We start from the raw sequence: 21,464 nt of genomic DNA, 5'->3' as shown, positions 1-21,464 counted from the left end.
CGTTTTTCCGGCGGGGCTTTGATCAGATCGTGACTATTAGTGATTTATGCTGGAACTGGTTGCGGAGGTTAGAGTCGGACCTATTTGCGCCGATCAAGAAGTCCCGTCAGCAAACGAACTCGGTTACAGCACCGTATCGGCGGTATCCATCTACCGACTCGAACCGCGACCGTTTCTTAGGTCGCGCCTACCGTTTTGCACGCCCTCCCCTGCCCGGCCGTGGCGGAAGGTTGAACCAGTTGGGCGACTGCTAGGTTCCAGACTGGAGGTAAGGTCGGCTCGCTGAAAGCACGGCAGGTGGCATGCGGCACATGCGCGACAACGGCGGCGGAGGGTTTGAGAGGGCCGGAGCCCCGACAGCTTTCGGCAGTTCGAACGATATAGTCGAACTGCCGAAATCGGGGCGCAAAGCTGCCATTCGGCACAAAGATAACAAATAGCATCGGCGATCGGCTGAAGCCGCTCCTTCTCAGTCTGTTGGCGAACCGCGTAACCGGGGCAGATTTCCGGGCGAAGGGGTTTGCAGGCGAGCGCGTTCGCGATTCACCCTATGCGTGACGCTACCACCGACTGATTCGTTTGAAGGCTGTCGCTCGCGGAACTCCGCGGGTTGGTTACTGCGCTGATCGGCGAAGTGAGCGGTCCAAACATGGTTCGAAGTGGTCGATCGCAGGGCCGCGTCGCACGGTGCAGAAGGCCATGCATCGTAGATTATGCGCAAACTGCTTCGCCCGCCTAGTCGGAACTCGCGCATCGAACAGTACATCACGTCTTCCGTCCCCAGCGCACCGGCGGCCTCCCCGCTCGCAATCCAAATAGACGTCTTTCAGCTGTTTGATTGGCATGTCAGCGCGAGAACGCGAGGTCCCGAGCGTCAGAAGCCGACAATGAAGCCGGACTGATTGCGATCAGCACGGTGCCGAGCGTCACAGACGCGAGGGACTTAACAACTGACATGATCATTTTGAGATCCTCCCCAGCTCCCGTCGGTCAACATTCAGTCCTTGGGGTCGCAGGTGTAGTGCCGTTCGAAGGTCCCGTCCGCGCGCCGCCGCTTGTCGAAGCCGCGATGTAAGGCTCGATCGCGCTCGTGGACCAGCCAAAGGGGATCTCGGCCGAGGCGTAGCCACTGCCGGCGGCCAACCGTTTCGGGATCGAGGCCGAAGCGATCCTGGTGCGCTCGATCGTCGTGCCGGCCGCGCCTGCCTCCGCATGACGGATGGCGCGGCTTCGCAAATCGCACATGATTTCGTCACGTGAGATGCCGATGTCGCCAAGGACGTCATCGGGTAAACGGCTCAACTGGTCCGTTGCCGACAAGAGAGCTTTTCGCTCGGCGCGGAGGCGTAACCACCTGCGAAATGGACCAATGGCGGCAGCATGAATTATAACCATGATCAGATCGTCCCTTCATTGATCTGAATTGACCGGTACGGAACGGCGCGAACGGCACTCCGGGCGAGAGCGTCAGCCGTCCGCGAGGCAAATTAGGCGTAGTGGTCGATGGATTGGTTTTGCCGCGGCGTGCCCATACGGCGGGCGGTGGCTGGCCCCGGGCCACGCATGTAATAAAGCTCCGGGCGGTAGCGCGGCGCGACGAATTTGCGAAACCTCGCAGCAAGTTTTGTGACGGGAGCCAAGAATTTCATGACTGTTCCCTTTCCCCTCGCCGGCTTTCACACGAGCCGGCGGGCCTGACGTTGCAACAAGGATATGACAGTCGAACCAGGCTCGGCTGTGGGAATTCCCACACCGGGGAAAACATTGGCGAAATCCGCTCCCAGTTTGCATCCCGGAAAGCGGGGCCTGCGGCCATCAAATTTCCTTGGATTGGGAGTAAGGTGAAGTACACTTGATTGAACAAGAGACCGTTGTGACAGGCTCTCTGGCCTTCATCTCAAGACTTTGCGATGCCGACCTCGCCGCGCTGACCAAACGGTGGCACGAGCGCAGCTATCGACACAACGAGCTAATCATTTCCCACGGCGACACTGGTCGCGATGTCTTCTTCCTGCTGGAAGGACGGGCTCGCGTGACACTGGTTTCAGCGGACGGCAGGGAGATAGCGTATCGCGATGTCGAACCGGGCGACATTTTCGGGGAGCTCGGAGGCATTGACGGGATTGCGCGCTCTGCCAGCGTAGTCGCGCTGGAGGCAGCTCGCGCTGCACGGCTGTCCGGCACAGCATTCCGGGATATCGTGATGACCCACCCGACTTTTGCCTGGATGCTGCTTGAGCATCTGTCTGCCCAGCTCCGGCGCATGACCGAGCGGGTCTTCGAATACAGCACTCTGGTCGTGCGAAAACGGCTGATCGTCGAGCTCTTGCATCGGGCGGAGAAAGCCGCACTCGTGGACGGCGAGGTGTCCATATGCCCGGCACCAACGCATTCCGAGCTGGCGGCAACGATGAGCACGCACAGGGAAGCGGTCTCGCGCGAAATGAGCGACCTCGCCAAGAGAGGCCTGATCGAAAAGCGCGGCAGCAGGTTATTGCTGCATGACGTCTCGGCACTACGGGCGCTGGTCGACAAGAAGGAATAGCGAAGGCTGTCGCTGCGGCGGGGGGCACCGCACGTTTCATGCTCCTCGGCCGCAAGTGATTATTCCTTCCGGCAAACCGGGCAACCTAGCGTGCCAGCGCGCGGGTCGGGCTTTGATCGCTTCACCCCTTGCAAGAATCATGACTCGGCTTCTTGATGCGGGCACGGCGTTATCCCCAGCCTGCTTGCAGACTTACAAGGGCGGATCGAAGGGTGAAGCCGCATGGACGTTAAATACCAGATCTTCGTCAGCTCGACCTACGCCGATTTGGTGGACGAAAGACGGTCGGTCATCGAGTCCGTTCTTAACCTCGGGCATATTCCTGTGGGATGGAGGCATTCCAAGCCAGCGACGACACTCAATGGGATTACATTAAGCGGCGCATCGATGATAGCGACTACTACGTACTCATCGTAGCAGAGCGGTACGGCTCAGAGTTGAAGGGTAAGAACTACACCCAGATGGAGTACGAGTACGCCGTCGCCCAAGGCGTGTCTACCGGTGGCGTTTTTGCTCGAAGGCGGTGCTCGCAAGACGTGGGCCGCGGAAAAGGTCGAGTTCGATAAAAAGGCCAAACTCGAGAGATTCCGAAAGCTGTATGAAAAGAAGCTCGTCAATATTGGCGCAACAAGGACGTTTTGGCGGGTAAGGTTGCGATGGCTATTAGACGTTATGACCGTGGTCTGAGCGGCGGCCCGCCCTTAGTCTTTGCAGCTGTTAAGCAAACGGGGGTTGCTCGGGAGTGCCGAGCCGAGCCCCAAGCGAAGAAAGGACGAGCCATGGAGCAACATAACGTTTTTTACGTCGGTGTCGATGTGTCGAAAGCCAAGCATGCTGTCGCGATTGCCGAGGGCGGACGCGGTGGAGAGGTCCGGTATTTCGGCGAGGCGTTCCCCGCGCGCCGTCACGGAACGTCGTAGCCGTGAAGCCGAACCGTGACGGTCCCTTCATCATGAACAAGCGTCACCTCGCCAGTCATCGTGTATCGTGTCGCGTTCGGACAGTTTCGCCATCGGCATCGCCCTCGCAAAGGCCGCCGCTGAACTGGACGTGGAAACGCCGGGAAGCGCCTGGCTGAATTGGATACGGCCACCGTCCGGGATCATCGCGGCAAGGATCTCGCGGCGGTCCTCCAGCGCCATGTCGCGCAGGTCGTGACCATTGAGATGCAGAAGATCGAAGGCGACGAATAGAGGTCGTGCTGGCGTCGGGTGATGGCTTTCCGCAAGGCTCCGAAGTCAGACAGGCCAGTCTCGTTCAATACGACGATCTCACCGTCGATGATGGCGCTCGGCGGCAACGAGCACAGAGCACCACTTTCCGACCTCACCACCTCTAAAGCGCGAACGTCTGGTGTGATGCCCGATGCGCGCGTTCGTAGGGCATCTCGCCGTTACATCGCGGTGACAAAAGCACCGCCACGGTGGCGTCAACCGGTTACCAAGGGCAGCAAATATCTCCGGCCTTGTGGGAGTGGCGTGTCAGCGCCCCAGAGGCAGCGTGGGCGTGTCGCCGGTTGGCTGTTAGCGCGGCGACTGGATCGCTCCACGCCTCGCAAGCGGGATAGCGAAATCTCGTGAAGCCAAGTCAAGCTGCGTTTTCCGTTCTCTATCGGCGACGGGCGGCGGTTGGGAGAGATGGATACCATGCACACGGGGAGTCAGGAAGTTGGCAGGACATGGACGCGGGGCGGCCCGCGTGCAGGCGCTTGGCCGAGCGGTGCAATGAACACGCAGCGCCACCTCGCAGCGATCATGGTTTGCGACGTGGTCGGCTATTCGCGCCTGACGGAGCGCGACGAGCGCGGCACGCTCGAGCGGCTGAAGATCTACCGCAAGGACCTGCTCGAACCGCTGGTCTCTGAGCACCGGGGTCGAATCGTCAAGCTCACCGGCGACGGCATGCTGTGTGAGTTCGCGAGCGTCGTCAACGCGGTGGCCTCGGCGATGGCGATCCAGCAGGCCCTGGCAGAACACGAGGCGGAGATGCCCGAGGAAGAGCGGATTCGCTTCCGCATCGGCGTCAATCTCGGCGACGTGGTTTGCGAGGAGGACGGCGACCTCTACGGCGACGGGGTCAACATCGCAGCCCGCCTCGACAGCATCGCCGACCCCGGCACCGTGGTCGTCTCAGGCACCGCCTACGACCACCTTCAGGGCAAGCTCGACTGCGGCTTCACGCCGCTCGGCAATCTGCGCCTCAAGAACATCGAGCGGCCTGTGCGCGCCTACCGCGTCGAGACCGACGCCGGCGCCTCGGTGGCTGCATCGCCTCCGCTGCCCGCGAAACCCTCGATCGCGGTTCTGCCTTTTACCAACATGAGCGGCGATCCCGACCAGGAATACTTCGCCGACGGGCTGGTGGAGGACATCATCACGGGATTGAGCCGGGTGAACTCCTTCTTCGTGATCGCCCGCAACTCGTCCTTCACCTACAAGGGCCGGGCGGTGGACCTGCGCCAGGTCGGGCGCGAGCTGGGCGTCCGCTACGTGCTCGAAGGCAGCATCCGCAGAGCAGGATCGCGGGTGCGCATCAGTGGGCAGTTGGTGGACGCGATCAGCGGACACCATGTCTGGGCCGACCGCTTCGAGGGCGACGTGAGCGACATCTTCGACCTGCAGGACAAGGTGACCGAGAGCGTCGTCGGCGCTGTCGAACCGAGCATCCGGCTGCAGGAGATCAAGCAGGCGCGCATGAAGCCGACTGACTACATCGGTGCCTACGACCTCTACCTTCGTGCGCTGCCGCGCTTCTACAGCATGACGCGCGAAGGCTTCGCCGACGTGCGCCGGCTCACCAACGAGGCGCTCAGCATCGACCCAGACTTCACCCTGGCGAAGGCACTCGGTGCCTATATCCGCAGCCTGTCGGTGAGTCAGTGCTGGCACGAGCCCGACGATATCCGCGTCGCCGTGCGCATGGCCCGCGAGGTGCTGGCGGACGCGCGAGACGACCCGACAAGCTTGCGTTTCGCCGCGCAGGTGATCGCCTACAGCGCCAAGGATTACGAGACGGCGCTGGACACGATCGTACGGTCCCTGCTCCTCAACCCCAATTCGGCGCAGGGCCATACGGGCAGCGGCTGGGTGAACGCCCATTCCGGCCACCCCCTCGTCGCGATCGAGCACTTCCACAGGGCGATGCGGCTGAGTCCGGTCGACCCCGAGAAGGGCATCGCGCTCTCCGGCATCGGGATGAGCTACCTGATGCTCGAACGCTACGAGGAAGCGCTGGCTTGGGGAGAACGAGCGCTGCGCGAGATGCCGAATTACGGCTCCTCGCACCGGGTGGTGATCATGGCGCTGGTCAAACTCAACCGGCCGGACGAAGCGCAGGCGGCGGCGCAGCGGCTGATGGAGGCGTTCCCGACCTACACGCTCGGCCTGCAGAGGCAGATCAACCCGTGGCGGGACAAGGTGTTCGCCGAGCACTACGTCGAAGCGTTGGGTATTGCCGGCGTGCCGGAGTGATCGTCGCGGCTGCAAAGATGCCCTCTCCTGCGCGTGACGTCCGGCCAGGCGACGCGCCCCTTGATCCCGTGTCGCTTCTGGAAGGATAGTTCTCTGGCCGGCTTGTCCGAGGACCGAGCCCGTAGAGCAGCTGTGAACAGCCGGCGAGCTCTCTCTTGGGTTCGCGTCGAACTTCCGTTTCCACCCTGACGAGACCTACCGACGGTCCAGACAAATGTCGCCTTCGGGTCACAACTTCTTGACCGGCGACCGTCGGCAAAGGTCCGAGAAAGATGGAAGACTGTCCTTTCAGTTGAAGCATCGAGAGGCTTACAGGAACAACGCGTTCATCGTTCCTTTGAGGCCCAAGTGCAGTTCGTCTACGGTGCCCTCGGAGAGAGTGACGATTTTGACACCTGCAAAGCGCAGCCGCTTGAAGAGGCCGGCTACGTCTTCCTGGTCGCGTGACAGGCGATCGAGTGCCTCGGTTGGAACAATCTCAAATTGCCCGCTTTGAGCGTTGGCGAGAAGCCGCTGGATGTCTGGTCGACGGATGATGCTTGAGCCGGATACGGCGGCGTCGGCATAGGTCCCAACGACAGTCCACTTCTCCCTGGCCGCGTGCTCTCGGCAAAGCCGCAGCTGATCCTCGATAGAGGCTTCGCGCTGGTTGTCGGATGAGTGACGGGCATACAGCGCGACACGGGTCATGAACCGCTCCTCTTCCTCTCGTTGCTATTGTCCGCCGCCGTTCCCACCCTCCCCTTCTGACGGTGTTTTCTCAAGAGGTGGACATTGTTGTCGTTGGCCGCCTGCAATTCCTCGAAATGCTCCCGAGCAGCCCGCCGACCCAACAAACGGGCGATCGACAGGACGGCTCGTTCAGCCATATCTCGTGCCGACATGTCAGCCCTGTAGTCGTGGCTTGCACTGTCGTTCCCAGGTTTGGCCTCGTCCACCATGGCATGCCCGCTCTTCTGTGTAGATCGAGGGCATTGAGCGGCGTGATGATCAGCAAGACAAGTTCAGTTGGCGCGCGGTCGTAGTGTGGCGTGCAAATACTTGAGCACTGCGATTTGGAATACCGAAGGCAGACTAAATTGCCAAAAGCTCGGTCCTTTTGCAATATCGCACGCGATATCCAATATGCCTGCATGAGACTGCTTATCGATACGGCGACCACGGTGGCGGCGATCCGAAGTGATGCTGGCGCCTCGCGCCAACTGTTGGTGGCAGCTTTGGAACGCCGGCTGACGCTCATCGCTTCGGTGACGTTGATGATCGAGTACCAGGCGGTCATGACAAGGCCCGAGCACCTTGAAGCTTCCGGCCTGTCCGCTGAGGATGTGAACGCGTTGCTAGATGCCGTGGCGGCCGTCGCCGAGCCGGTTCGCCTTCTCTTCCTCTGGCGACCCGCCGTGCGCGACCCGGACGACGACATGGTGCTGCGGTAAACGGACGGGCGGATGCTATAGTGACGTTCAACCTACGCGACTTCGGCAAAGTGGCCGAGCGCTTCGGTATCTTGGTCCTGTCGCCGGGTGAGGCGCTGAGACGATTGGAGAGAAAGACATGAGGAGAAGCAATTTCGCACTGCGGCTTCAGCTCTCGCTTCTGGATGAGGCGCGCAAGGTGGCGGAGAGCGAAGGCGTGCCGCTCAACCAGTTCATTAATGTGGCAGTCGCTGAGAAGCTTTCGGCGCTGCGCACGGAAAGCTACTTTCAGGAACGCGCCGCCCGTGCCGACCTTCCCAAGGCGCTGCACATCCTGAAACGGGCCGGCAAAGGGAAGGCGCCGATCAAGGGCGACGAATTGCCGGAGTAATGTACCCCGGGGGCAGAGCGGTACCGCTCGTACCGGAGTTTGCCTGCGTCCAAAGCGGCCGCCGGGCCGAAGACTGCCGGTCAAGGCTGGCGCAGCACGCGCCATAGCGATGCGGCTCTGGCCTTGACGGGCTGACTTCGGTCCGGCGTTCTCTCGACAAGCAGGCAGTTCCCTCGTCGAACATGATTTCCCTATCGGGAAAAGCCTGGACGAACTCTCTCCGACCTGCTCCCACCTCGGCAAAGATAGGCGAATACCCGAAACCAGAACCGGTACTCCCGTATCCGCCCGTTGCAATACGCCGACACGGCGCACCAGGCGATTGCGGTTGCGGCTGTCCTTCCCCACAGGGCTGTCGCTGCCTCTGCAGCTTCAGGCACGGTCCGTTTCTGCACGGCGGCATCGCGGTTGAAGGCATCCAACAGATTGGGATCGCTCACCGCCCGATGGTGAGACGTGCCCGCGACAAGATACGGTCGTCATCAGCTGCGAACATCCTTCGGCCGAGCAACGGCAGGCAATGACGGTGCGCCGGCTGAAACGAATTTACTATGTCCGCAGCGTCGAATATTACGCCGCCCCGCGCCGTAGCGACCGAGCACTGAAAAAAGCTACACGACGCGTAATGATGGATACGCGATTGGAGCTACACATATGACCTTGAACATCCGAAACGACGAAGCTGACAAATTGGCGCGGGAGCTTGCCCGCCTCGACCGCACCAATATCACCGAAGCGGTGATATCCGCTCTCCGTGAGACAATCCGAAACCGGATGAAAAAGGAGCGGCCGCGCGAGACCGCACAGAAGATTCTGGCAAAACATGGCCTGTCTTTCCAACCTGATCGAAAGCCGGTCTCACAAGAAGCCTATCACGACCTGGATCACGATCTGCAGGGCGACGAATAAGGTTCGTGGATGCCTGTGCCATCGTGTCGATGATGGCTGGCGAGGACACGGCCGATAGCTACGAAGCCGCCTTGCTGGAAGCGCCCTCCCCCTTCACATCGACGCTCGCCGCGTGGGAGGCGATTATTGTTCTATCCTGGCCGGACCAGCTGAATTCCCCTTACAGCGCCGCCGGGGCGGTCGTGGTCAAATGGCTGGAAGCAGAAGAATCGCGCTTCGCGAGCCAGGATCGCCGCTGCGGGTACTGTCCTATGCCGTCGCGGTTGCCGAAAAACACGGAATTGGCAACGCTACTTCAGCAATTTCGATTGCTTTCACTACGCCTATGCCATGACAATGCGCGCGCCGCTGCTGACGCTCGACGGGCTCTTGCGCGAAACCGAAGTGAAGACCCTGCCACAAAGCACAACGGCCCTTTCCGCGGACAAAAAGCCATAGCCGGAACGCGCCCCCAGAGAGCGCTGTGCGTATGCCATTGCCATGAAGTCGGGCGAGCCGTTCGCTTTGGCGGCGCTCTGGGAGAATTGGCGCGACCCCGCTATCGGCGACAACATCCGCTTCACGGTGCTGACCTGTGAGCCGAATCCGCTCATGGCGACTTTCCACAACCGTGTGCCGGTCATACTGGCGCCCGAAGACTACATGACCTGGCTGACCGTCATCGTCTTCGACTATGTTGATGAGATGGTCCCGGTGCTGGCACGCATGGCAGCAAAACGGCGAACGGGATATCGGACGCTCGGCTATAGGGTTGAGTGATCCGCCGCCGGCCGCTCATCGGCTGAAGTCCAGTTCCGTTCCGGTTCGCAGACGTTCCATATAGGCGCGATAGCCGAAACTGCGGTCGCGCTTCTTTCCTGTCGTTTCCACGAGGATACCGATTTCGGCCAGCACCTCGATGGCGCGGGCTGCGGTCGGTTTGCTCGTGTCGAGCAGCTTCATCGCCGATGCGACGGTCACGATCGGATGCCGCGGAAGCCGCTCGAACAATCGAAGAGCTGAAACGGATACGGATTCGACACCCAGCAGCCGCGTGCGATCCGCGCTGACGAGGTTGAACAATTCACGCGCCGAGCCGACAGCTTCATCGGCGATCGTGGCGATGCCATCGAGAAAAAAATCGATCCAGCCCTCCCAGTCGCCCTCTAGCCGCACGCGATTGAGGCGCCGGTAGTATTCCTCGCGATGACGCTTGAAGAAGAGGCTGAGATAGAGAAGCGGAGCCCTCAAGAGTCCCCAGTGTTCCAGCAGGAGGGCGATCATCAGGCGCCCGATCCGCCCATTGCCATCGAGATAGGGGTGAATGGTTTCGAACTGGGCATGCAAGAGACCCGTCCGCACTAGCTTCGGCAGCTGGTCGTCGGCGTGGATGTATTTCTCTAAAGAGCTGAGAAGCTGAGGGAGTTTCTCGGAAGGCGGCGGAACATAAGCCGCGTTCCCGGGACGGCTTCCGCCAATCCAGTTCTGGCTGCGGCGGATTTCTCCGGGCTGCCTGCTTCCGCCGCGCACGCCGCGCATCAACCGCTTGTGTGCTTCGTTCAAGAGCCGCAGGGAAAGCGGCAGACCACGCTTCGACGCGAGCTGGTTGCGCGCGTAGGCAAGGGCGTCAAGGTAGTTTGTCACCTCCTCGACATCGGCATTGGGTTGGGGCTGTTCCTCGGCTTCAAAAGCGAGAAGGTCGACGAGCGATGCTTGCGTGCCCTCGATCTGAGATGAGATCACCGCTTCCTTGCGCACGAAGGCGTAGATGAACCAGTCGAGCGAAGGCACCATCTCGCCCGCCAGATCGAGTCGGACAAGCGCCTGCTCGGCTTGCCCAAGGCGGCGTTCGAGCTTGGTGTCGATGACAAGCACCGGCCGCACCGGCGGCAGATCGAAGGGGACGAAGGCACCAACCTTCTCGCCGCCTGCGGTCACGCTTTCGTACCGGCCTGTTGTGCGCTTCGGCATGACTTGGCGGCTCAACCCGGGGGACGACGTTGTTCCAACGGCGACGCAAGAACGCTTATGTTCTCTGTCGGCCACGCTGAGAACGAACTCTTTACTAGTCAGAGTTCTTAGTCAATAGATTGTTCCTAGTGGTTTCCGCCTGCGAATCTGGCGCATGCGCACTGGAACATCTCTCACCGTCTCGCCTTCTGATCATCGGCGCCTGGCTGGTCAGCGACCGCAACAGTCCGCAGAAGCATGTCTGGCGCGCCGAGATCGTGCCGTTGAGCGCCGATGGTATCGGTACGGTCGAAATCATGCGGCGGACCGGCAACCTGTGTCTGGCGCTGGCAGGAGCGCTTCGCTGAGGAAGGCTTTGAAGGGCTGCTGCGCGACAAGACGCGGCTCTCGCGCATTCCGCCGCCGAATCCGCCCATGGTGACGTTCCACAACCGTGTGCCGGTCATACTGGCGCCCGAAGGACCCCGAAACGGAACATCTCATGAAGGCGTTCCCAGAAGACCTGATGACCATGTGGAAGATTGGCCGCGACGTCGGCAACAAAATCAGGCTCTTTCCCGTATTGCACCGCATGATCTCGTAGGGGTTTGCCGCGAGCTCGCGATACCCGAGATACCCATGGCGTAGCGATCTGCCTCCACGCCACGCCCGCGAACCCGGCCTGCATGTCGAGCATGGGGATGCGAAACCCGGCCGAAAGGCCAGAGCAACAACCGCGAACTGCAGATTTGATCTGGCGCAAACAGTGTCGTGATTCCGACCGGTAGGGTCACCCATGATTCTAAATCTGCTCATCGGCACGATCGTCATAAGCCTGACGGTGCTGGTTCACACCTTTGGCCTTATCGCCGTCACACATGCGATGGGATATCTTGTCTCCCGCTTTCGCATGCACGGGCGCCGCAGCCGCATCGTGGCGATGATCAGCGTGGTGATGGGCCTCTTTGCCGTCATGACCGCGGAGGTGTGGCTCTGGGCCGGGCTATACCGGTTGCTCGATATCTTCGCCGATTTCGAAACGGCGTTGTACTTTTCCACCATCACCTTCTCGACGGTCGGCTATGGCGACATCGTGCCAGCTCACGCGTGGCGTGTCCTGGCGGCGCTGGAGGGCGTGAACGGGTTCTTGCTCATCGGCTGGTCGACCGCCTACCTGATCGCAGCCGGCACCCGTATCGGACCGTTCAAGGCCGGTGAGCATTTCTGACCAACCGATGCGCAGACTTGCTCCCGATCAATGATTGCGTGGCATTACTGTTGGTAGGCTTTCTCGATGGGTGCTTAGGCAAGAGCGACTTGCCTTCTGCTTCTTTCGGCGAATTGACTACGTGCTAATCGGAGGAAAGAAATCAGTTTCGGGAGGATGAGTATGGGCGAAAATCTATACGGTCATCATGCTGACCGCATTCAAGCGGCGATTGCTTCGGACGCTGCGGCGACGTCGGCGTTGGTTGCGTCCTGGCGTCGGTCTTCCAATTTGCATCGGCTCGATCCAGCTGACCGCAGCCCTCCACATTATCTGACCGAGGCCGAACTGGGGCAGGCCCGGCAACGCATCGAACCTCTCGTCAACGCCGCGCAATCAAGTCTCGATCGTCTCTATCTTGCGGTAGGCGGCGTCGGATGCTGCGTCCTACTCGCCGATCGTGACGGCGTGCCGATCGAACGGCGCGGCGCGCCTGTAGACGACAAGACGTTTCATTCCTGGGGTTTGTGGACTGGCTCGGTCTGGAATGAGGAAAGCCAGGGCACCAACGGAATTGGCACCTGTCTTGTCGAAGGGCGCGCGCTGACAATTCACCGTGACCAACATTTCCATACGCGCAACACGGTACTCAGTTGCACCACCGCCCCGATCCACGATCACGAGGGGAATCTTGTGGCTGCTCTTGACGTGTCTTCCTGCCGGGCTGACCTGATCGAGGCCTTCGCCAATCTCATTTCGATCGCCGTGATCGACGCGGCGCGCCGGATCGAGGCGGAGAACTTCAGGATGGCATTCCCGAAGGCGCGAATTCTGCTGGCGCCGGTGAGCGACAAAGGCTCCGGCGCGCTCATCGCCGTCGATGCCGACGAGCTCGTGGTCGGCGCGACCCGTTCGGCCCGCCTGGCACTTGGCATTACGCAGCAGCGCCTCGACAAACCAATGCCCGCCGCCGATCTGCTCGGCTGGGCCGAGAGTGACTCCAAAATTCTCGCTGAGGCAGAGCGCGCAGCTCTGCAGCGAGCGCTGGCACGGGCAGACGGAAATGTCTCCGCTGCGGCTCAGGCACTTGGGATTAGCCGCGCGACGCTTCACCGCAAACTCAACCGCCTTGATGTTCACCGGACGCACTGACCTTTCGATCTGACTGTCGCAATTCTGCGACACATCGTCTCCGACCACTGTGACCGGTACGGTGACAACCACAGGCGGAAATCGCAAGTCTCTTCCGAAGCGTCGCATCCCGCGACGTCAGCTTTGGGAGGAATACGCATGAACAAGGTTGAATTCTCACGCTCGGTCAAGGCGCCCTTCGACAAGCGCTACGGCAATTTCATCGGCGGCAAATGGGCCGAGCCCCGCGCCGCCCGCTACTTCGAGAACTTCTCGCCGGTGAACGGTCAGCTACTTTGCGAGGTGGCGCGCTCGGATGCCCAGGACATCGAGGTGGCCCTGGACGCGGCACATGCCGCCAAGGACGCCTGGGGGCGCACCAGCGTTGCTGAGCGGTCACTCATCCTCAACCGCATCGCCGACCGCATGGAGGAGAACCTCGATCTCCTCGCATGCGCTGAAACATGGGACAACGGCAAGCCGATCCGTGAAACAACCGCCGCCGACCTGCCCTTGGCCATCGACCATTTCCGCTATTTCGCGGGCGCCGTGCGCGGCCAGGAAGGGAGCCTTTCCCAGATCGACGACGACACCGTCGCCTATCATTTCCATGAGCCGCTCGGGGTGGTCGGCCAGATCATCCCCTGGAACTTTCCGCTGCTGATGGCATGCTGGAAGCTTGCTCCCGCGCTTGCCGCGGGAAACTGCGTCGTGCTGAAGCCTGCCGAGCAGACCCCGGCTGCCATCCTGCTGTGGGCCGACCTTGTTGGCGATCTGCTGCCGCCGGGCGTGCTCAACATCGTCAACGGCTTTGGTCTCGAGGCGGGCAAGCCACTCGCGTCGTCGCCGCGCATTGCCAAGATCGCCTTTACCGGCGAGACCACGACGGGCCGGCTGATTATGCAATATGCCAGCCAGAACCTTATCCCCGTAACACTGGAATTGGGCGGCAAATCGCCAAACATCTTCTTCAAGGATGTTGTCGCCGAGGACGATGATTTCTTCGACAAGGCGATCGAAGGCTTCGTCATGTTTGCGCTAAACCAGGGCGAGGTCTGTACCTGCCCGAGCCGCGCGCTTATCCATGAATCGATCTACGATACGTTCATGGAACGCGCGCTGAAGCGCGTCGAGGCGATCGTGCAGGGCGATCCGCTCGATCCGGCGACGATGATTGGTGCCCAGGCCTCGTCCGAGCAGTTGGAGAAGATCCTGTCGTATATCGACATCGGCCGCCAGGAAGGCGCGGAGGTGCTGACCGGTGGCGAGCGCAACGTCCTGCCCGGCGATCTCGCCGGCGGCTACTACGTGAAGCCGACGGTGTTCAAGGGCCACAACAAGATGCGCATCTTCCAGGAGGAGATCTTCGGGCCGGTGGTTTCTGTCACGACCTTCAAGGATGATGACGAAGCGCTCAGCATTGCCAACGACACGCTTTACGGCCTCGGGGCCGGGGTCTGGACCCGCGATGGCAACCGTGCCTACCGTTTCGGCCGTGCGATCCAGGCCGGCCGAGTCTGGACCAACTGCTATCACGCCTATCCCGCGCATGCGGCCTTCGGCGGCTACAAGCAGTCTGGCATCGGCCGCGAGACACACAAGATGATGCTCGACCACTATCAGCAGACCAAGAACATGCTGGTCAGCTATAGCCCGAAGAAGCTCGGCTTCTTCTGATCACCTCTTTGTCCCACAGGCGCGGCCCCGCGCGGGGCCGCGCCCATAATGGCTGGAAACCGGATTAGACTATGCATGCAAAAGTCACGGCGACGCCGGAAGCCCTTGAACTGATCGCGGAGATTGTTGCCGAGCACGGACCAGTGCTGTTTCATCAATCGGGCGGCTGCTGCGACGGGTCTTCGCCGATGTGCTATCCGCGTGCTGACTTCATCGTCGGCGATCAGGATGTGTTGCTCGGCCACATCGGCGACGCACCCTTCTATATCGGGGCTTCGCAATTCGAGGTGTGGAAGCATACCGATCTCATCATCGACGTAGTGCCTGGCCGCGGCGGCATGTTCTCCCTCGATAACGGACGGGAGAAGCGATTCCTGACACGGTCGAAGATCTGCGCTGTTCAGATCGGGAGGTAGCCTTCCCAACCGACTGCAGCCGATGCTCAGACCGCTACCGAATGCCTGGCCTTGCCGGTTTCGAAATATTTGTCGAGCTTTGCCGCGATGCTCCTGACAAATGGCCGGCTTTCCGCAGGCACGACGAAGCGGTCACCATCAAGTTCAAGCAACCGCGCAGGACCATCAAGAGCCGTGGAACTCGCCTCGAGGAGAAGTCTTTGGCCGGCTTCGCCAAAGCGCTCCACCAGCTCAATCGCCGAGAAGGCGAAGTCACACATCAATCGCTCGATGATCCAGCCGCGAACACGGTCGTCGTCGGAAAGCGCGATACCCCGAACAGCGGCCAGCCCGCCATCAGCAACCATACGTCCATACTCGGCGGTCGAAGGCATATTCTGTGCATAGCCCTGGCGAAACTGGCTGATGGACGACGGACCAAGGCCGATCAAGGTCTCGCAGCGATCCTCGGTATAGCCCTGAAAGTTCCGGTGCAGTGTTCCGGCGCGGGCGGCAAGCGCGAGGGCATCGCCCGGTTTGGCGAAATGGTCGAGGCCGATTGCTTCGTATCCCTGGTCCACGATCGCCCGCGCCGCCAATTGCGATTGAGCAAATCGCTCCTCTGGCCCTGGCAGCCACGCCTCGTCGATCATCGTCTGATGTCTCTTGAACCACGGCACATGGGCGTAGCCAAAAAGCGCGATCCGGTCCGGTTCCAGGGTCAGTGCCTGTGCAACCGTGGAGGCGACGCTCTCCCTGGTCTGATGCGGCAGGCCGTAGAGCAGATCGAGATTGACGGATTCGACGCCGCGCGAACGAACGCCATCAACAACCGTCTTGGTCTGCAAAAAGCTCTGCTCGCGGTTGATCGCTTTCTGCACCTTCGGGTCGAAATCCTGGACGCCGAGGCTCGCACGGGTCATGCCGATTTCGGCGAGTGCATCGAGGCGGGCATCGTCCATATCGTTGGGTTCGATCTCAACGCTGATCTTTGCACCGGGCAGAAACGTGAAGCTGTTGCGCAGGACGGTTCCCAGCGCCACCAGATCCTCCGGTTTGAGCATCGTTGGCGAACCGCCGCCGAAATGGACGGCACGCACGCGGCCCTTGCCTGCGACAAGACTGGAGACGGTGGCGATCTCGGCATCCAGTGAGCGCAGATATGTGGTCACTGGTTCGTAGTGGCGTGTCTGCTTGGTATGGCAAGCGCAGAACCAGCAAAGCTTGTCGCAATACGGGATGTGCAGATAGAGCGAGATCTCATCGCCATCGTTGAGCGCCTGCAGCCAGCCACGACAAATTGCAGCATCAACGCCTGCATGAAAATGCGGCGCTGTTGGGTAGCTTGTATAGCGCGGCACGTTCTCACCAAGTCTGGCAACTAATTCTGACCGCATGTCTCTATCCGCTCCACTTTGCATGGCGCGACATTGCTCACATTGGACGCCGGCGGCCTTGATTTCGGTCAATGCCATCTTGCCGCGGACAAACTGCCGCAAGGCTTTTTCGGGCGGATGCTATATCCTGCTGGCACCTTCGGATTTCTCGGACCATCGTGGTGTCAGTGCGTCAGGATGTACACAGCGCCGGCGTTCCCGTGCTTTGCCAATCATGCGAAGCGCGCCACCATGGTGTATGCGGTGCGCTCGATCCCGATCAACTGGTGGGCCTGGCCAAAACCTCGTCGAAGCATACCGTTGAACCGGGCGCAGAACTGATTGGCGACACCGAGACCGTCGACAGTTATTCGAACGTGCTTTCCGGCGTGGTGAAGCTGACAAAGAGCCTGTCGGACGGACGCCAGCAGATTGTCGGCCTCCAGTTCGCCCCCGATTTTCTGGGGCGGCCCTTCAAGGTGGAAAGCGCAATCAACGCCGAAGCCGCAACGTCCGTTTCCCTGTGTTCGTTTCCAAGGGCGTCCGTCGAAAGGATGATGAGAGAGTCGCCAGAACTCGAGCACCGCCTGCTCAAGCAGACGCTGAACGAACTCGACGAGGCACGCGACTGGATGGTCACGCTGGGCCGCAAGACCGCTGCGGAAAAAGTGGCGAGCTTTCTGCTGATGATTGCCAGAAACATCGATCCCACGCTCGATCCGGCCGCTCAGTCGACAAGTTTCGATCTGCCGTTGACGCGCGCCGATATCGCCGATTTCCTTGGCCTGACGATCGAGACAGTGAGCCGGCAGCTAACCCGACTGCGATCAGATGGAGTGATCCGGATCGAGAACAATCGGGAAGTCACCGTCGACAAGCTGACCCGGCTACAACGACGCTCTGGCGACTAGGATCAATCGACGATCCCGATCATCGGCAGGACGTGCTCGCGTTCAAACGCGATGTGCCGGCGCAAGCTCTCGAACAGGCCGCGCAACATGAAACCGATGGCTTCGGGGTTCTCGACCGTCTCGCCGTGACCGATGGCCAGCAGAGTTTCGGTCACCTCGCCGGCAAAGCATTCATCCTCGACATGTTCGGCCCGCAAGCGCCTGGTTGAGGCAAGGTTCGCATTGCTGCCTCCCGTGGCCTCCTCATAGGCGGGGAAGATGACCGTCTCTTCGTATCGATGAATGTCGCGCAGCAGCGGAATGATCGCGTTGGCCGTGCCGAGGCACTTCAGACGGTCGACCCTGGGCAAGGCATCTGCAATTGTCTCCAAAGCATCGCAGAGCTGCAGCTTTTCCCTGTGCGCGCGCCTCATGACGGCAGCCGGGACCGCTTCTCTGCTGGATCGACCAGCTGGTATGGGATTTTCATCGCCTTCGTCGAACAGCGGCGATCCCTGCCATTTCTTCCGGTTCAACGTCGGCCTCCGGTCGTTTGCAAGGGCCACGCTGCCCAATCCGAAAGGGCTGAGCTTTGACATGGATCAAGGCGGCGACACCGCGACTGCGGAATTGGTGTCAAGCGGATTGGTATCCGCGCATCCCAATCCGAGGTCGGGGACATCTCATGAAGTTCGGCACGCAAATCTTCGCCTTGGGCCTGTTCACATTTGCGGCCCTTGTGGCAGCCGGGTTCGGTGTGGACGAGCCATTCCGGCAGCATATGTGGGTCCTGTTTTTTGTGCTGCTCGGCTTTGTCGCCATCCTCATTCGCAACACGAGTTTCGAAGTAGCTGCTCCGATCGACCCGTCCGCCTACATGGATGGGCCAATCCGCTATGGCGCCATCGCCACCATGTTCTGGGGTGTCGTCGGCATGCTGGTCGGCGTCGTCATTGCGCTGCAACTTGCCTACCCCGATCTCAACATTCAGCCCTGGTTTAACTTCGGCCGTTTACGGCCATTGCATACGTCGGGCGTCGTCTTCGCCTTCGGCGGCAATGCGCTGCTCTGCACGTCATTGTATGTCGTGCAACGAACCTGCCGCGCTCGGCTGTTCGGCGGCGATCTCGGCTGGTTCGTGTTCTGGGGCTACCAGCTCTTCATCGTTATGGCGGCGACCGGCTACCTGCTCGGCATCACCGAGAGCCGCGAATACGCCGAGCCCGAATGGTATGTAGACGTCTGGCTGACCATCGTCTGGGTCGCCTATCTCATCCTGTTCCTCGGCACGATCCTGAAGCGCAAGGAGCCGCACATCTACGTCGCCAACTGGTTTTATCTCTCCTTCATCGTCACCATCGCGATGCTGCATGTGGTCAACAACCTGTCGATGCCGGCCTCATTCCTGGGTTCCAAGAGCTACTCCGCCTTTTCCGGTGTCCAGGACGCCCTGACGCAATGGTGGTACGGCCACAACGCGGTCGGCTTTTTCCTCACCGCCGGCTTCCTCGGCATGATGTATTACTTCGTGCCCAAGCAGGCGAACCGGCCGGTCTATTCTTACCGCCTGTCGATCATCCACTTCTGGGCGATCATCTTCCTCTACATCTGGGCCGGTCCGCATCACCTGCACTACACCGCCCTGCCCGACTGGGCGCAGACGCTCGGCATGGTGTTTTCGATCATGCTGTGGATGCCGTCATGGGGCGGCATGATCAACGGCCTGATGACGCTGTCGGGCGCCTGGGACAAGCTACGCACCGATCCCATTATCCGCATGATGGTGATGGCCATCGCCTTCTACGGCATGTCGACCTTCGAGGGCCCGATGATGTCGATCAAGACGGTCAATTCGCTGTCGCACTATACCGACTGGACCATAGGTCACGTGCACTCCGGTGCGCTCGGCTGGGTCGGGATGATCTCGTTCGGCGCGATCTATTACATGGTGCCGAAGCTTTGGAATCGCCAACGGCTCTATTCGCTGCGGCTGGTCACCTGGCACTTCTGGCTGGCGACGCTCGGCATCGTCGTCTACGCGGCCGTCATGTGGGTGTCTGGCATCATGCAGGGCCTGATGTGGCGCGAATACGACGAGCAGGGCTTCCTGGTCTACTCCTTTGCCGAAACCGTGGCCGCCATGCACCCCTACTATGTCATGCGCGCCATCGGCGGGGCCATGTACCTCTCCGGCGCCCTGATCATGGCCTGGAACATCGCCATGACCATCCTCGGCTACCAGCGCGAGGAGGAGCCGATGCCCGGCGCTGTTCCCGCCCTTCAGCCTGCCGAATAAGGAGCCAGACAATGGGCTTGATGGACAAACACGCGATCATCGAGAAGAACGCTACGCTTCTTCTCGTTGGCTCTCTTCTTGTGGTGACGGTCGGCGGCATCGTCGAGATCGCACCGCTCTTCTATCTCGACAACACGATCGAGAAGGTGGAAGGCATGCGCCCTTACTCGCCACTCGAACTGGTGGGGCGCAACATCTATGTGCGTGAGGGCTGCTACCTCTGCCATAGCCAGATGATCAGGCCATTCCGCGACGAGGTCGAGCGCTATGGTCACTACAGTCTGGCGGCCGAGTCGATGTACGATCATCCTTTCCAATGGGGATCGAAGCGCACCGGACCGGACCTCGCCAGGGTTGGCGACCGCTACTCTAATCTATGGCATGTCGAGCACCTTACGGATCCGCGTTCGGTGGTGCCTGAATCAATCATGCCGAGCTATGCGTTCCTGAAAGACACGCCGATCGATGTGAAGGACTTCTCTACGCATCTGGTCGCCAACAGGCGGGTCGGCGTCCCCTACTCCGACGACATGATCGCGCACGCCAACGCCGATCTGATGACGCAAGCCGATCCCAACGCCGACACATCCGGCCTCGATGCCCGCTACCCCAAAGCCAAGATCGGCGACTTCGACGGCAACCCGCAACAGGTCACCGAAATGGATGCCCTCGTCGCCTATCTCCAGATGCTCGGCACGCTGGTCGATTTCAAGAACTACGACGAAGCCGCCGGCTACCGCTGAGAGGAGTTTTACCCATGGATTACAATTTGATGCGGGAGTTCGCCGACAGCTGGGGTCTGGTCGCCATGGCTCTGTTCTTTGTCGGCGCGATCGCCTTTGCCCTGCGCCCCGGCAGCCGCAAGCTTGCCGACGAAGCTGCCCGGATTCCTCTTGAGGACGAGTGATCATGAGCGACGAGCATATCGATGAGATCTCTGGCGTTTCGACCACTGGTCATGAATGGGATGGTATTCGCGAGCTGAACAACCCGCTCCCGCGCTGGTGGGTCATTACCTTCTACATCACCATTGTCTGGGCGATCGGATACACCATCGCCTATCCGGCATGGCCTCTGCTGCATTCGGCAAGCAAGGGCGTGCTTGGCTATTCGAGCCGCAACGAGGTCGGTCACGAGTTGATGGCGGCCGAGGTGGCCAAGGGCAAATACGTCACGGCAATAGAATCGAAAAACGTCTCTGAGATTGCCGCCGACGATACACTGCGCGAATTCGCGGTCGCTGCCGGCGGCGCCGCGTTCAAGCTCAATTGCGTGCAGTGCCATGGTTCCGGCGCCCAGGGCTCCAAGGGCTTCCCCAACCTCAATGACGACGACTGGCTGTGGGGCGGCAAGGCGGACCAGATCCAGCAGACGATTACGCATGGCATCCGCTTCGCCTCCGATCCGGATACGCGCCTGTCGGAAATGCCAGCCTTCGGCGACATCATCACCGCAGACCAGATCAAACAGGTCAGCGCCTATGTTGCTAGCCTGTCCCAAACCGTCGGCGATCAATCGTTGGTGGTGCCCGGCGCTAAGGTTTTTGCCGAAAACTGCGTGGCCTGTCACGGCGACAATGCAATCGGCAACAAGGAGCTCGGCGCTCCTGATCTGACCGATGCCATCTGGCTCTACGGATCGGGCGAAGCGGCCATCGCCGCCCAGGTCGCCGCGCCGAAACAGGGCGTGATGCCGGCCTGGGGCGCGCGGCTGGGCGAAACCAGGATCAAGGAGCTGGCGGTCTACGTGCATTCGCTAGGCGGTGGAGAATAGGAACGGGGGGCTATTCTCCGGCCCTCACCGTCCAAGCGACGAGGCCCGGCTCTGCCGGGCCTC

General features: G+C 60.8%; 19 protein-coding genes and 5 pseudogenes. 17 read left to right on the top strand and 7 right to left on the bottom strand.

From position 1 onward, the window contains the following. Nucleotides 1–990: 990 nt before the first annotated feature. On the bottom strand, nt 991–1,302 hold the full coding sequence (locus NKI39_RS13185) for a hypothetical protein (RefSeq protein ID WP_352832215.1): 312 nt from the start codon (nt 1,300–1,302) through the stop codon (nt 991–993). Between the two features lie 571 nt (nt 1,303–1,873). On the opposite strand from NKI39_RS13185, the gene NKI39_RS13180 reads away from it, so the two are divergent. After that, entirely contained in the window at nt 1,874–2,545 is a 672-nt protein-coding gene (locus NKI39_RS13180; protein ID WP_352618407.1) for a Crp/Fnr family transcriptional regulator, read from the top strand. Nucleotides 2,546–2,767: 222 nt separating this feature from the next. Next, a pseudogene (locus NKI39_RS13175) lies at nt 2,768–3,111 on the top strand (DUF4062 domain-containing protein). A gap of 492 nt (nt 3,112–3,603) precedes the next feature. Here the strand turns inward: NKI39_RS13175 and NKI39_RS13170 are convergent. Then, nucleotides 3,604–3,836 (bottom strand): annotated as a pseudogene (locus NKI39_RS13170) (ATP-dependent DNA ligase); the annotation flags it as partial. A gap of 433 nt (nt 3,837–4,269) precedes the next feature. On the opposite strand from NKI39_RS13170, the gene NKI39_RS13165 reads away from it, so the two are divergent. Further along, nucleotides 4,270–6,015 (top strand): adenylate/guanylate cyclase domain-containing protein, encoded by a 1,746-nt coding sequence (locus tag NKI39_RS13165; RefSeq protein ID WP_352832212.1) that lies wholly within the window; start codon nt 4,270–4,272, stop codon nt 6,013–6,015. A gap of 312 nt (nt 6,016–6,327) precedes the next feature. On the opposite strand, the pseudogene NKI39_RS13160 reads toward NKI39_RS13165, so the two are convergent. Continuing rightward, a pseudogene (locus tag NKI39_RS13160) lies at nt 6,328–6,705 on the bottom strand (recombinase family protein); the annotation flags it as partial. Nucleotides 6,706–7,094: 389 nt separating this feature from the next. Between NKI39_RS13160 and NKI39_RS13155 the strand changes: the two are divergent. Continuing rightward, nucleotides 7,095–7,448, top strand: coding sequence for a PIN domain-containing protein (locus NKI39_RS13155; RefSeq protein ID WP_352832209.1), 354 nt, complete (start codon nt 7,095–7,097; stop codon nt 7,446–7,448). A gap of 118 nt (nt 7,449–7,566) precedes the next feature. Further along, nucleotides 7,567–7,818, top strand: a complete 252-nt coding sequence (locus NKI39_RS13150) for a hypothetical protein (protein ID WP_023722511.1) — start codon at nt 7,567–7,569, stop codon at nt 7,816–7,818. A gap of 191 nt (nt 7,819–8,009) precedes the next feature. Here the strand turns inward: NKI39_RS13150 and NKI39_RS34290 are convergent, their stop codons facing one another. Further along, complete coding sequence (locus tag NKI39_RS34290) at nt 8,010–8,258, bottom strand: Y4oE-related protein (RefSeq protein ID WP_502898567.1); 249 nt, start codon at nt 8,256–8,258, stop codon at nt 8,010–8,012. A 214-nt stretch (nt 8,259–8,472) separates the two neighbouring features. Here NKI39_RS34290 and NKI39_RS13145 point away from each other — a divergent pair, with 214 nt between their 5' ends. Together NKI39_RS13145 and NKI39_RS13140 are read left to right on the top strand one after the other, a co-directional pair. Then, nucleotides 8,473–8,727: a type II toxin-antitoxin system VapB family antitoxin gene (locus tag NKI39_RS13145; protein WP_352832206.1), complete on the top strand. Its 255-nt coding sequence runs from the start codon at nt 8,473–8,475 to the stop codon at nt 8,725–8,727. A 465-nt stretch (nt 8,728–9,192) separates the two neighbouring features. Continuing rightward, a pseudogene (locus NKI39_RS13140) lies at nt 9,193–9,486 on the top strand (SOS response-associated peptidase family protein); the annotation flags it as partial. Nucleotides 9,487–9,501: 15 nt separating this feature from the next. Here the strand turns inward: NKI39_RS13140 and NKI39_RS13135 are convergent. Continuing rightward, nucleotides 9,502–10,677, bottom strand: a complete 1,176-nt coding sequence (locus NKI39_RS13135) for a Fic family protein (RefSeq protein ID WP_352686122.1) — start codon at nt 10,675–10,677, stop codon at nt 9,502–9,504. Between the two features lie 154 nt (nt 10,678–10,831). On the opposite strand from NKI39_RS13135, the pseudogene NKI39_RS13130 reads away from it, so the two are divergent. From NKI39_RS13130 to NKI39_RS13110, 5 genes and pseudogenes are all read left to right on the top strand, one after another. Next, nucleotides 10,832–11,088 (top strand): annotated as a pseudogene (locus NKI39_RS13130) (helix-turn-helix domain-containing protein); the annotation flags it as partial. Between the two features lie 364 nt (nt 11,089–11,452). Further along, on the top strand, nt 11,453–11,884 hold the full coding sequence (locus NKI39_RS13125) for a potassium channel family protein (protein WP_352473158.1): 432 nt from the start codon (nt 11,453–11,455) through the stop codon (nt 11,882–11,884). Nucleotides 11,885–12,046: 162 nt separating this feature from the next. Then, a complete protein-coding gene (locus NKI39_RS13120; RefSeq protein ID WP_352832204.1) occupies nt 12,047–13,015 on the top strand; it encodes a GAF domain-containing protein in 969 nt (322 codons plus the stop codon). A 138-nt stretch (nt 13,016–13,153) separates the two neighbouring features. After that, the gene (gene adh, locus NKI39_RS13115; RefSeq protein WP_352832201.1) at nt 13,154–14,671 is read left to right on the top strand and encodes an aldehyde dehydrogenase; all 1,518 of its coding nucleotides are present in this window, start codon (nt 13,154–13,156) and stop codon (nt 14,669–14,671) included. Between the two features lie 71 nt (nt 14,672–14,742). Then, entirely contained in the window at nt 14,743–15,087 is a 345-nt protein-coding gene (locus NKI39_RS13110) for a DUF779 domain-containing protein (protein ID WP_352473153.1), read from the top strand. A gap of 26 nt (nt 15,088–15,113) precedes the next feature. Here the strand turns inward: NKI39_RS13110 and hemN are convergent, their stop codons facing one another. Further along, complete coding sequence (gene hemN, locus NKI39_RS13105; protein ID WP_352832199.1) at nt 15,114–16,463, bottom strand: oxygen-independent coproporphyrinogen III oxidase; 1,350 nt, start codon at nt 16,461–16,463, stop codon at nt 15,114–15,116. Nucleotides 16,464–16,624: 161 nt separating this feature from the next. Between hemN and NKI39_RS13100 the strand changes: the two genes are divergently transcribed. Then, entirely contained in the window at nt 16,625–17,353 is a 729-nt protein-coding gene (locus tag NKI39_RS13100) for a Crp/Fnr family transcriptional regulator (protein ID WP_352473150.1), read from the top strand. Between the two features lie 2 nt (nt 17,354–17,355). Here NKI39_RS13100 and NKI39_RS13095 read toward each other — a convergent pair whose 3' ends face one another. Continuing rightward, nucleotides 17,356–17,766, bottom strand: coding sequence for a hemerythrin domain-containing protein (locus NKI39_RS13095; RefSeq protein WP_352473148.1), 411 nt, complete (start codon nt 17,764–17,766; stop codon nt 17,356–17,358). Nucleotides 17,767–18,017: 251 nt separating this feature from the next. Between NKI39_RS13095 and ccoN the strand changes: the two genes are divergently transcribed. The 4 genes from ccoN to ccoP are packed head-to-tail and all read left to right on the top strand — an operon-like array spanning nt 18,018 to nt 21,401. After that, nucleotides 18,018–19,628 (top strand): cytochrome-c oxidase, cbb3-type subunit I, encoded by a 1,611-nt coding sequence (ccoN, locus tag NKI39_RS13090; RefSeq protein ID WP_352473147.1) that lies wholly within the window; start codon nt 18,018–18,020, stop codon nt 19,626–19,628. An 11-nt stretch (nt 19,629–19,639) separates the two neighbouring features. After that, nucleotides 19,640–20,371: a cytochrome-c oxidase, cbb3-type subunit II gene (gene ccoO / locus NKI39_RS13085; RefSeq protein WP_352473146.1), complete on the top strand. Its 732-nt coding sequence runs from the start codon at nt 19,640–19,642 to the stop codon at nt 20,369–20,371. A 14-nt stretch (nt 20,372–20,385) separates the two neighbouring features. After that, nucleotides 20,386–20,535 carry a CcoQ/FixQ family Cbb3-type cytochrome c oxidase assembly chaperone gene (locus NKI39_RS13080; RefSeq protein ID WP_023759205.1) on the top strand — a complete coding sequence of 50 codons (150 nt, stop codon included), beginning with the start codon at nt 20,386–20,388 and terminating at the stop codon, nt 20,533–20,535. Nucleotides 20,536–20,537: 2 nt separating this feature from the next. Continuing rightward, the gene (ccoP, locus tag NKI39_RS13075) at nt 20,538–21,401 is read left to right on the top strand and encodes a cytochrome-c oxidase, cbb3-type subunit III (RefSeq protein WP_352473144.1); all 864 of its coding nucleotides are present in this window, start codon (nt 20,538–20,540) and stop codon (nt 21,399–21,401) included. The last annotated feature ends 63 nt before the right edge of the window (nt 21,402–21,464 follow it).

Source organism: Mesorhizobium sp. M0664 (genome assembly GCF_040320565.1).
Taxonomy (GTDB): Bacteria; Pseudomonadota; Alphaproteobacteria; order Rhizobiales; family Rhizobiaceae; genus Mesorhizobium.
Note: the sequence above shows the minus strand (reverse complement) of the source record. Positions and strands in the feature narration are given on the sequence as shown.

Bases quoted from the DNA above. Each gene is read 5' to 3' on its own strand.
- NKI39_RS13120 (WP_352832204.1), top strand. From the start codon at position 12,047: ATGGGCGAAAATCTATACGGTCATCATGCTGACCGCATTCAAGCGGCG.
- NKI39_RS13110 (WP_352473153.1), top strand. From the start codon at position 14,743: ATGCATGCAAAAGTCACGGCGACGCCGGAAGCCCTTGAACTGATCGCG.
- NKI39_RS13165 (WP_352832212.1), top strand. From the start codon at position 4,270: ATGAACACGCAGCGCCACCTCGCAGCGATCATGGTTTGCGACGTGGTC.
- NKI39_RS13095 (WP_352473148.1), bottom strand. From the start codon at position 17,766: ATGAGGCGCGCGCACAGGGAAAAGCTGCAGCTCTGCGATGCTTTGGAG.
- hemN (WP_352832199.1), bottom strand. From the start codon at position 16,463: ATGCGGTCAGAATTAGTTGCCAGACTTGGTGAGAACGTGCCGCGCTAT.
- adh (WP_352832201.1), top strand. From the start codon at position 13,154: ATGAACAAGGTTGAATTCTCACGCTCGGTCAAGGCGCCCTTCGACAAG.
- NKI39_RS13080 (WP_023759205.1), top strand. From the start codon at position 20,386: ATGGATTACAATTTGATGCGGGAGTTCGCCGACAGCTGGGGTCTGGTC.
- ccoO (WP_352473146.1), top strand. From the start codon at position 19,640: ATGGGCTTGATGGACAAACACGCGATCATCGAGAAGAACGCTACGCTT.
- ccoP (WP_352473144.1), top strand. From the start codon at position 20,538: ATGAGCGACGAGCATATCGATGAGATCTCTGGCGTTTCGACCACTGGT.
- NKI39_RS13145 (WP_352832206.1), top strand. From the start codon at position 8,473: ATGACCTTGAACATCCGAAACGACGAAGCTGACAAATTGGCGCGGGAG.
- ccoN (WP_352473147.1), top strand. From the start codon at position 18,018: ATGAAGTTCGGCACGCAAATCTTCGCCTTGGGCCTGTTCACATTTGCG.
- NKI39_RS13150 (WP_023722511.1), top strand. From the start codon at position 7,567: ATGAGGAGAAGCAATTTCGCACTGCGGCTTCAGCTCTCGCTTCTGGAT.
- NKI39_RS13135 (WP_352686122.1), bottom strand. From the start codon at position 10,677: ATGCCGAAGCGCACAACAGGCCGGTACGAAAGCGTGACCGCAGGCGGC.
- NKI39_RS13125 (WP_352473158.1), top strand. From the start codon at position 11,453: ATGATTCTAAATCTGCTCATCGGCACGATCGTCATAAGCCTGACGGTG.